Raw genomic sequence first — 7,796 nt, forward strand, 5'->3', positions numbered from 1 at the left:
ATCCTCGTCGTCCTTGCGATCGTGGTCGTCACCGTCTGGGCGGCAACGCAGTGGGTGGCGTGGAAACTCGGTTACCTGCCGCGGCTTGGACAGCCATGGTTCGAAGTCTTGCCTGGCGTGCCAGTCTACCTCCCGCCAACCTTCTTCTGGTGGGACGCTTCGATCGCGACCATCTCCGCCACGACGGACCGGAGCATGTGCTGTGCTTTGCGCCGACCCGGTCCGGCAAAGGCGTCGGTCTCGTGGTGCCGACGCTTTTGACACCTAAGTCGGTTGGCACCGTCTAGGATGGCGATGGAGGGGCCGGCGGTCATGCCCGGCCTCTTCTCCTTACGAATTGAAATTCGAGTTGGAAGGACGCTTTAGGCTTCGGTTTCGGCGCCGATGCCTATGGACGAAAAGTCAAGACTGACACGTAGCGAAAAAATTGCCGCCGAAGCGTGTGTGCCCTATCGGCCAGGCTCTAGCCGATGCCCCGCCGGGCCAGCAGCGCGGGCACGCCGAGTTCGTCGAGCAGCGTGCGGGTACGCGTGCCGGCTGATTGCGGCAGGCGCAGGAAAAGCGCCAAATCGACCGGATGGTCGATATCAACTGCGATTCCGGGCTGACGGATCACCGTCGGCTCGATGCCCTGAAGACGCGCGGCGTCGAGGTGCGGGAAGTAGCTGTTATCGCCGAAGCGAAGCGGCACCGATTCCGGCGGCGAGCAGACGACGGCATTGGATCCCTGATCGTCATGCGCCGGCGAGATCGTGAAAGAGGGCGCGGCGAGATGCGCCGATAATACCGCGTCTATTTCGAAGGCGCGGGTGGCTGGAATGTCGCCGGGCATCGTGACCATGCCGCCACGCTTTTCGCCCGCGAGAAGGCGCCGGCCGGCGTTGACGCTGCCGGTATGTCCGTCCCGCGCGCCCTCGGTCACGATCCGCGCACCGATCTTTTCGCCAAGAGCCGTCGCATGCGGATCGAGCGTGACGATCATCACGCCGGCGAGATGCCGGCAACCGGCGACGGCGTCGAGCATGTCCGTCAGCATGGTCTCGGCGAGAAGCCGGCGTTCTGGCGGCGACAGCAGACCCGACAGGCGATGCTTGGCGCCATTGAACTCCTTGACGGGAATGACCGCCCAGATGTCGCTCATCGCCGCACAGCCAGTGCGTCCGCCGCGTCGAGCGTCACGCGCGCCAGCCTCTCCCGGTCATGCAGGCTCCTCATCAGGGTTCCAGCGATCGTGACCCGCGCGCCGACATCGCCGATCCCATCGGCGTCGGCGTGGTCGACGATATAGCCATCCAGCAGGTCGCCGTAGCGTGCGGCGACGCCGGCGGCACTGGCCTCGAGGCCAAGTTCGCGCATCATCTTCGCGGTCGGGCCCTTGACGGCCTGCCCGCCGATGATCGGCGACACCGCGACGACCGGCGCGCCACTCGCCTTGATCGCGTCGCGCATGCCTGATATCGCCAGGATCGGCTCGATGCTGATGAAGGGATTGGACGGACAGACGATCACGGCCCGCACCTCGCCCGAGCGCAGCGCCGCCGTGATGTCGACCTGCGGCCGGGCGAGGCTCACGCCGTCGAAATTAAGCTCATGGACAACCGGACGGCACTGCTGGCGCACGAAGTAATCCTGGAAGTCGATCCAGCCCGCCTCGCCGCGCACGCGGGTACGCACGCGGTCGTCGCTCATCGGCACCACGCGGGCACCGATGCCGAGGCGCCGGCAAATGTCGGATGTCACCTCGGAGAGTGTCTGCCCCAAGCGCAGGCGACGGGTGCGCTCGACATGCAGCGCGAGATCGCGGTCGCCGAGCCGAAACCAGTCCTCGCCGCCGAGCGCACCGATTGAGTCCATGAACGACCACGTCTCGTCACGCCGGCCCCAGCCGGTGGCGGGATTGTCGATGCCGGCGAGAACGTAGGTCAGCGTGTCGATATCCGGCGAGATGCTCAGTCCAAGATGTTCGAAATCGTCGCCGGTGTTTGCGACCACGAGCAGTTCCTCAGCCGGCAAGACGCGGCTCAGACCGAGCGCCAGTTTGGCGCCGCCGACCCCGCCGGACAGCGCCACGACAAGTCGTTTGCTCATCGGAACATGTCCTCGGCGGCCGGGCGCACCAGCTCGGACGCAGCATTGTCGGGACCGTACCATGTCAGACCGCGCATGACGACGACAGGCTGGCCTTCGGCACCCTGCCCCATCACCAGCGAGGCTGCAGCAGCGATCTCGTCCGCATGCCCGGTGATGCTGACCTGGAGCTCGCGGCCGAACAGATCGGGCGAGCCACGCAGATCCATCAGCGACGGGAGGCCGGCGGCACCGATCGCAACGCCGCAGGTACCGCGCCGCCAGGCACGGCCGAAGCTGTCGCTGATGATCACCGCCACCGACACGCCGAACCTTTGCGACAGGCGCTTCCTCAATGTCGCCGCGCTGCCGTCGGGATCGACCGGCAGCAGCAGGGCTCGCTGGGGGTCATCGGGAGAGGACACGTTGGACAGGTCGATGCCCGCATTGGCCATCACGAAGCCCAGCCGGTGCTCGACGATCAGGATGCCCGGCCTTGCCCGCACGACGCGCACCGATTCCGACAGGATCAATTCGACGATGCGCGGATCTTTCTGGATTTTGCCGGCGAGTTCGATCGCCTCAGTCGAGGGTTCGACGGCCGCGAGATCGACCATGCGCCCTTCGGCCTTGGACACGATCTTCTGCGTCAGCACGAAGACGTCGCCGCCACGTGGCACGATGCCACCGCGCGCCAACCCCTCGCCGATCAAGGCTATGAGATCGTCGTCCTTGCGCACCAGCGGAATGCCGGGGACGGCGATCATCTCAACGGCGCTGCTGCGCTTCATCGGCCTGTCCTGCCCACTCAGCCGAAACGCTTGCGCAGCCGCGGCAGCACGTGCTCACCGTAGAGTTTCAGGAAGCGCGCCTGGTCTTGTCCCGGCGCGTGGAACACCAGGTTACGGAAACCGAGACCGACATAGTAGCCGATCCGCTCGACGTGCTCGTCGGCGTCGCTGGACACGATCCATCGACTGGCGGCGCGCTCCAGCGGCAGCGCGTCGGCGAGGCGCTGCATCTCCACGGGATCCTCTACCTTGATCTTTTCCTCTGATGTCAGCGCCAGCGCCGCCCAGTGGCGCGTATCCTCGAGCGCTCGCACCTTGTCGGTGTCGAACGACACCTTGACCTCGATCATGCGATCGAAGGACCGCGACGGATCCTCCGACGCCGCGATGCCCTCGGCGACCTTCGGCAAAAGGGTCTCGGTGTAGAGCTCCGGCTTCTTGCCGCTGGTGCAGATGAATCCCTCGGCGGAGCGGCCGGCGTAACGCGCTACGAGGGCACCCGCGGCGGCGACATAGATCGGCACCGGCGCCTCCGGGCGGTCGTAGATCGTCGCCTTCTCGGTCTTGTAGTACTGGCCTTCGAAGCTGACCCGCTCCTGGGTCCAGAGTGCCCGAATCAGCGTGACGGCCTCACGCAGGCGCGCGAAGCGCTCCTTGAATTCCGGCCAAGGCTGGCCGGTCGAAGGCACTTCGTTCAGTCCTTCACCGGTTCCGACGCCGAGCACGACGCGTCGGGGGAACATCGCGCCCATCGTGCCGAAGGCCTGGGCGACGATGGAAGGATGGTAGCGGAAAGTCGGCGTCAGCACGCTGGTGCCGATAACGACGCGCGACGTTCTGGCGCCGAGCGCGCCCAGCCACGTCAGCGAGAAGGGCGCATGGCCGCCTTCGTGCTTCCATGGCTGAAAGTGGTCGCTGATGAACACCGAATCGAAACCGACTTCCTCGGCAAGACACGAGAAGCCCAGCAACTTGCCCGGCGCGAACTGCTCCGCCGATGCCTTGTATCCGAGCTTGATCACCGCACGTCTCCTGGCTGGCGCCGGTCGCTGCCGATGCCGTGGTACCCGTCGCGGAAATGTATAGAATAGCGGAAAACCGGCAACCAGCCAAAGCGAGGAAGCGACCATGCATCTCGGAATTGCTCTGCCTTTGGGCGACATCGGTGGCGATGGCGGAATCGTGCGCGAATTCGCAGAGTTCGCCGAGGCCGAAGGCTACGAAGGTCTGACGCTGGCGGACCACGTCCTCGGCGGCAACCCGGCGAACCCCGCCAGCGGCCGGGCGGGTGGGCTCGGCCTGTTCCACGACCCCTTCGTGGCGTTCGGTTTCATCGCGGCCTGCACGAAAAAGGTCGAACTCTCCACCCAGGTGCTGATTCTCGCGCAGCGTCAGACCGTGCTGGTTGCCAAGCAGGCTGCCAGTCTCGACGTGCTCAGCGGCGGCCGCTTCCGGTTCGGCATCGGCGTGGGCTGGAACGAGATGGAGTTCGCCGGCCTCAACGAGAATTTCCACAATAGGGGCAAGCGGTCCGAGGAACAGGTCCAGGTGATGAAAGCGCTCTGGGCCAATCCCTACATTACATTCGAGGGCAAGTGGCACCGCCTCCAGGACGCCGGCATCAATCCGCTGCCGCCACGCCGCAAAATTCCGCTGTGGTTCGGCGGCCACATGGACGTGACGCTGCAGCGGATCGCAAAGTGGGGCGACGGCTGGATCATGCTGTCTGAACCGCCGGGACCCCGCGTCGTCGCGGAATTCGACAAGCTGCGCCGCCTGGTGGAAGCCGAGGGACGCGATCCGGCGTCGGTTGGCCTCGAAGTCTGGACCTCAACCGGCACAGGCTCTGAGGCGGACTGGCGCGAAGAAATCAGCTTCTGGAAGAAGGCAGGCGTCACGCATGTCACGCTGCACAACACCTTTGGCGGCTACCACCACAAGCGCATGGCCGGCCGCAGCATGACCGACCATGTCGACGCGATGCGCCGCTACCGCAACGCGGTCGCCGATCTGCTCTGAGGCAGCCGCGGCACACCCCCGCCTCAACTATCGGCGAGCGCGGCCAGCATGCGGTCGCGGGCGGCGAAATCGCCATCGGCGTGGATGGGCTGCAGACAGACATGCGTGGCGCCGGCTGTGAAGTGCGCCCGCAGGCCGCGCACCGACCGTGTCCGCGTCGCCCCACAGCACCATCGCATCGATGAACCGGTCGCTCCCGCCGTCGGCAGCCGCAAGGCCGACGCGGTGCTCGCTCCCAACTAAAATATCGAAAACAACCCCATGCAAAGTAGCGGTCGCTGGCATGCGCGATCCCGCGAAAACATTTTGAAAGGTCGGGCAAATCAGGGGCACTACTCCACCATCACGCCATGAGGCGTAGCGCAAAATCGCACGTCGTCGCGGCTTTGCTGATTGGAGCGCTTGGCGGGTAGTGACATCATAACGCCACGGCGCAACAATATTGCCCATCTTCATCGGCCGTGGCGCGCCAGCTTACGCCACAGTGCGACATAGCCGCCCTCGATGCTCGGTCGTTAGCCGGCGCCCGCCACTGCCGCCAAAAGACCCCAGAGGCGGGCCGGCGCTTCGGGCAAGGCGGCTGGGCGTGAAGCGATGTTGCCGCCCTCGTTGGGGCCGGCTGCCGGTTGGGCTCGCAACTGTCGCTGGACGGTGCTATGCCTTTTAGCGGCGGAGAATTACGATGAGTGATCTGGCTCGGATCGAAATTGAACGCGACGTTGCCGACGCGGCCGCACGGCGGGCCGCGGAGGAGGGTTTGACAGTAACGGCCTATGTGTCGCTGCTGTTGCGCAGAAGCTTCGAAAGAGCCCTCGGCGAGGAAAGCGTTCTTGTCTACGACCACGTCGATGATGGCGGCGAAATCCATATTGACCGCGAGCCCGACGAGGACGACCAGAGCTACAATCAGCGCTCCGCGCTGTATGGAAGCCTCTTCGATCGCCGCGATTGATGCTTCGTCGGGGCGACTACGTTCTCTGCAACTTTCCGTTTCGCGAGTGTCGTGGACCGGGGCCATCGCCGCACATCGTGTTATGCGCCGCGACTGGCCGCCAAGACGGTACCGTCTTTGCGATCGTTTTCTGCACCACGTCGCGCACGGACTACCAAGGTACGCGGCGCCCCCGCCAGTATCTTTTCGTCAGTCAGGCAAGGGCGATGGAGTTGGGTCAAAAGGCGGCGTTTCAGGTCGATGCGAGCCGGATTGCGCGCCTGCCGCTTACAGCGGACTACTTTCCTGAAATGGTTGGGAATGACATCTCGGTGCGCGGTCGCGATCCAGAGCTTGTGACCAAGGTCGAAGGTCGGCTGGAGGAGTTGCTCGCCTCCGGCGTTGAAATCACCAGGACCGATGCCGTCGCGTCCTATCCAAGATAGGCCTCGCGCGCCCCCGATCGCGATGCCCTCTGCCTTCAACTGAACGGTCGCAGCGCTGCCGGCGGCGCCGGCTGGCATTTCGGATACATAATCGTAGTCTGGAACACCTCGTCATAGCGCCAGGGCGAAGCAATAGTGCCCCTCTTCGTCGGCCGTGGCGCGCCACCCTGCGCCAGAGCATCCAACCCCGCGCCAATCCGAGCCAGAACGCTTCGCCAGAGCAAGCCGCATTTGCCGTCGCTACCGATATCCGGTACTATCTTGCGTGTGAAATACGAATGGGACAATGGCAAACTACGCGGGCAATCTTGAAGCCTGGTGAACCCCCGCCGCGGGGTGACACGGACTGGGCGCGGCTCGATGGCCATGACCGATGAAGAGGTTGTGGCCGCCGCGCTGTCCGATCCCGATGCGCAGCCACTCACCCCCGAGCAGTTGGCGAAGATGCGTCGGGTTTCACGCGTCAAGGTGCTGCGACAGCGTCTTAGCATGACGCAGGCGGAATTTGCCGAGGCGTTCCACCTTCCGATCACGACTTTGCGCGATTGGGAGCAGCACCGAAGCACGCCGGACGCGCCAGCTCGCGCGTTGTTGCTGGCCATCGAGCGCGATCCCGAGGTCATGCGGCGCTTGCTTGCGGACAAGGCAGCGTAGCCTCGGCCGGGTCCGCCGAACTGCGGAGCACTTCATCATAGTGCTACAGCGAAGCAATAGTGCCATCTTCATGGGCCGCGCCGCGCCATTTTACGCCAGAGCACGCGGGATCACCCCAAAACGCTCGTTTCTGCGATTCTTCGCGCCCCCAGTGGTCCGACCGTTCCGGGCAGTTACAAATTCGCCGAGGAACGTCCTATGCCGCAGGCGGCCCGGCAAGAGCGCCGCGCACCGCGGCGGGTTCGTTCGCAATGATGGCGAGCAAGATGCGCGCGCTGCGGTCGGGGCGGCGGTGACCTTGTTCCCAGGCATGTATCGCGGTCACGTCCAGGCCAAAGGCGCGCGCGAAGCCGCTTTGCGACAGCCCCAGGCGATGCCGGAGCTTCGCAACGTCAACCTGATCCGGCACTGTCACCGTGTAGCTCGGCAGCTCGATTTCGCCCCGCGCATGCGCCAGCGCTTCTGAGAAGCCGGCAACAAGGCGGCGACCAAGCAGATCCAGATCATTCTTACCACAGCGCTCTTTCCTTGTCGCCTGAGTTTTGCATCGAGGCGCCAATGTGTCCCCAGGCGTCCTCCGCGTCCCGGAATGCTTCAGCGGAACGTGCGGCTTCGAGCAGAGCGTCGCGCAACCAAGATGCGTTCGCTCCGCTGAAGATCGAGGGCCTCGCGGAATACCCGGGCTTTATGCCGACCTCGCGGGTGCGAGGGGTTCAGACAATAGTCCTCGATCTTACGCATATCGAGGATTGCCTGATCGCCGTGTGGCAGGCGCTTCGTCATCACCGCAGATTGGCTTCGCATCCGGTGGAGCGCAAGCCCATCAGCAGTAGTGCGCCCGAGGAGGGCGGCGAATACGTGGATGTCCAGGCGTGCTTTCGGCCAGGA

At 64.8% G+C, this 7,796-nt stretch carries 11 protein-coding genes and 1 pseudogene; 5 read left to right on the plus strand and 7 right to left on the minus strand.

Features of this window, described 5'->3' with window-relative positions; translation table 11 throughout:
• A pseudogene (locus ABSG20_RS24230) lies at nucleotides 1-263 on the plus strand (type IV secretory system conjugative DNA transfer family protein); the annotation flags it as partial.
• Between the two features lie 200 nt (nucleotides 264-463).
• Here ABSG20_RS24230 and cofC read toward each other — a convergent pair.
• The 4 genes from cofC to fgd are packed head-to-tail and all read right to left on the minus strand — an operon-like array spanning nucleotide 464 to nucleotide 3,880.
• Nucleotides 464-1,141 carry a 2-phospho-L-lactate guanylyltransferase gene (cofC, locus tag ABSG20_RS24235; RefSeq protein ID WP_423867034.1) on the minus strand — a complete coding sequence of 226 codons (678 nt, stop codon included), beginning with the start codon at nucleotides 1,139-1,141 and terminating at the stop codon, nucleotides 464-466.
• A complete protein-coding gene (gene cofD, locus ABSG20_RS24240) occupies nucleotides 1,138-2,088 on the minus strand; it encodes a 2-phospho-L-lactate transferase (protein WP_423867035.1) in 951 nt (316 codons plus the stop codon). The genes cofC and cofD overlap by 4 nt, the downstream gene beginning before the upstream one ends.
• Nucleotides 2,085-2,858, minus strand: a complete 774-nt coding sequence (gene cofE / locus ABSG20_RS24245) for a coenzyme F420-0:L-glutamate ligase (protein WP_423867036.1) — start codon at nucleotides 2,856-2,858, stop codon at nucleotides 2,085-2,087. The genes cofD and cofE overlap by 4 nt, the downstream gene beginning before the upstream one ends.
• 17 nt (nucleotides 2,859-2,875) lie before the next feature.
• Nucleotides 2,876-3,880: a glucose-6-phosphate dehydrogenase (coenzyme-F420) gene (gene fgd, locus ABSG20_RS24250; protein ID WP_423867037.1), complete on the minus strand. Its 1,005-nt coding sequence runs from the start codon at nucleotides 3,878-3,880 to the stop codon at nucleotides 2,876-2,878.
• Nucleotides 3,881-3,986: 106 nt separating this feature from the next.
• Between fgd and ABSG20_RS24255 the strand changes: the two genes are divergently transcribed.
• The gene (locus tag ABSG20_RS24255) at nucleotides 3,987-4,877 is read left to right on the plus strand and encodes an LLM class F420-dependent oxidoreductase (protein ID WP_423867038.1); all 891 of its coding nucleotides are present in this window, start codon (nucleotides 3,987-3,989) and stop codon (nucleotides 4,875-4,877) included.
• A 23-nt stretch (nucleotides 4,878-4,900) separates the two neighbouring features.
• On the opposite strand, the gene ABSG20_RS24260 is transcribed toward ABSG20_RS24255, so the two are convergent.
• Nucleotides 4,901-5,116, minus strand: coding sequence for a hypothetical protein (locus tag ABSG20_RS24260; RefSeq protein WP_423867039.1), 216 nt, complete (start codon nucleotides 5,114-5,116; stop codon nucleotides 4,901-4,903).
• A 443-nt stretch (nucleotides 5,117-5,559) separates the two neighbouring features.
• On the opposite strand from ABSG20_RS24260, the gene ABSG20_RS24265 reads away from it, so the two are divergent.
• The 3 genes from ABSG20_RS24265 to ABSG20_RS24275 all read left to right on the plus strand — a co-directional run bounded on the left by ABSG20_RS24265 (nucleotide 5,560) and on the right by ABSG20_RS24275 (nucleotide 6,908).
• Nucleotides 5,560-5,829, plus strand: coding sequence for a hypothetical protein (locus ABSG20_RS24265; protein WP_423867040.1), 270 nt, complete (start codon nucleotides 5,560-5,562; stop codon nucleotides 5,827-5,829).
• A gap of 206 nt (nucleotides 5,830-6,035) precedes the next feature.
• Entirely contained in the window at nucleotides 6,036-6,254 is a 219-nt protein-coding gene (locus ABSG20_RS24270) for a hypothetical protein (RefSeq protein WP_423867041.1), read from the plus strand.
• Between the two features lie 360 nt (nucleotides 6,255-6,614).
• Nucleotides 6,615-6,908 (plus strand): helix-turn-helix domain-containing protein, encoded by a 294-nt coding sequence (locus ABSG20_RS24275; protein WP_423867042.1) that lies wholly within the window; start codon nucleotides 6,615-6,617, stop codon nucleotides 6,906-6,908.
• Nucleotides 6,909-7,104: 196 nt separating this feature from the next.
• On the opposite strand, the gene ABSG20_RS24280 is transcribed toward ABSG20_RS24275, so the two are convergent.
• Both ABSG20_RS24280 and ABSG20_RS24285 read right to left on the minus strand, forming a co-directional pair.
• Entirely contained in the window at nucleotides 7,105-7,323 is a 219-nt protein-coding gene (locus ABSG20_RS24280) for a helix-turn-helix domain-containing protein (protein WP_423867043.1), read from the minus strand.
• Between the two features lie 179 nt (nucleotides 7,324-7,502).
• Nucleotides 7,503-7,796: DUF6883 domain-containing protein (locus ABSG20_RS24285; protein ID WP_423867044.1), on the minus strand; the 294-nt coding region annotated here is incomplete at its 5' end.

The sequence above is a fragment of the Bradyrhizobium sp. genome (assembly GCF_049512235.1).
Taxonomy (GTDB): domain Bacteria; phylum Pseudomonadota; class Alphaproteobacteria; order Rhizobiales; family Xanthobacteraceae; genus Bradyrhizobium.

Coding starts and splice junctions, on each gene's coding strand:
- ABSG20_RS24270 (WP_423867041.1), top strand. CDS start 6,036: ATGGAGTTGGGTCAAAAGGCGGCGTTTCAGGTCGATGCGAGCCGGATT.
- cofC (WP_423867034.1), bottom strand. CDS start 1,141: ATGAGCGACATCTGGGCGGTCATTCCCGTCAAGGAGTTCAATGGCGCC.
- ABSG20_RS24255 (WP_423867038.1), top strand. CDS start 3,987: ATGCATCTCGGAATTGCTCTGCCTTTGGGCGACATCGGTGGCGATGGC.
- ABSG20_RS24275 (WP_423867042.1), top strand. CDS start 6,615: ATGGCCATGACCGATGAAGAGGTTGTGGCCGCCGCGCTGTCCGATCCC.
- cofE (WP_423867036.1), bottom strand. CDS start 2,858: ATGAAGCGCAGCAGCGCCGTTGAGATGATCGCCGTCCCCGGCATTCCG.
- ABSG20_RS24265 (WP_423867040.1), top strand. CDS start 5,560: ATGAGTGATCTGGCTCGGATCGAAATTGAACGCGACGTTGCCGACGCG.
- cofD (WP_423867035.1), bottom strand. CDS start 2,088: ATGAGCAAACGACTTGTCGTGGCGCTGTCCGGCGGGGTCGGCGGCGCC.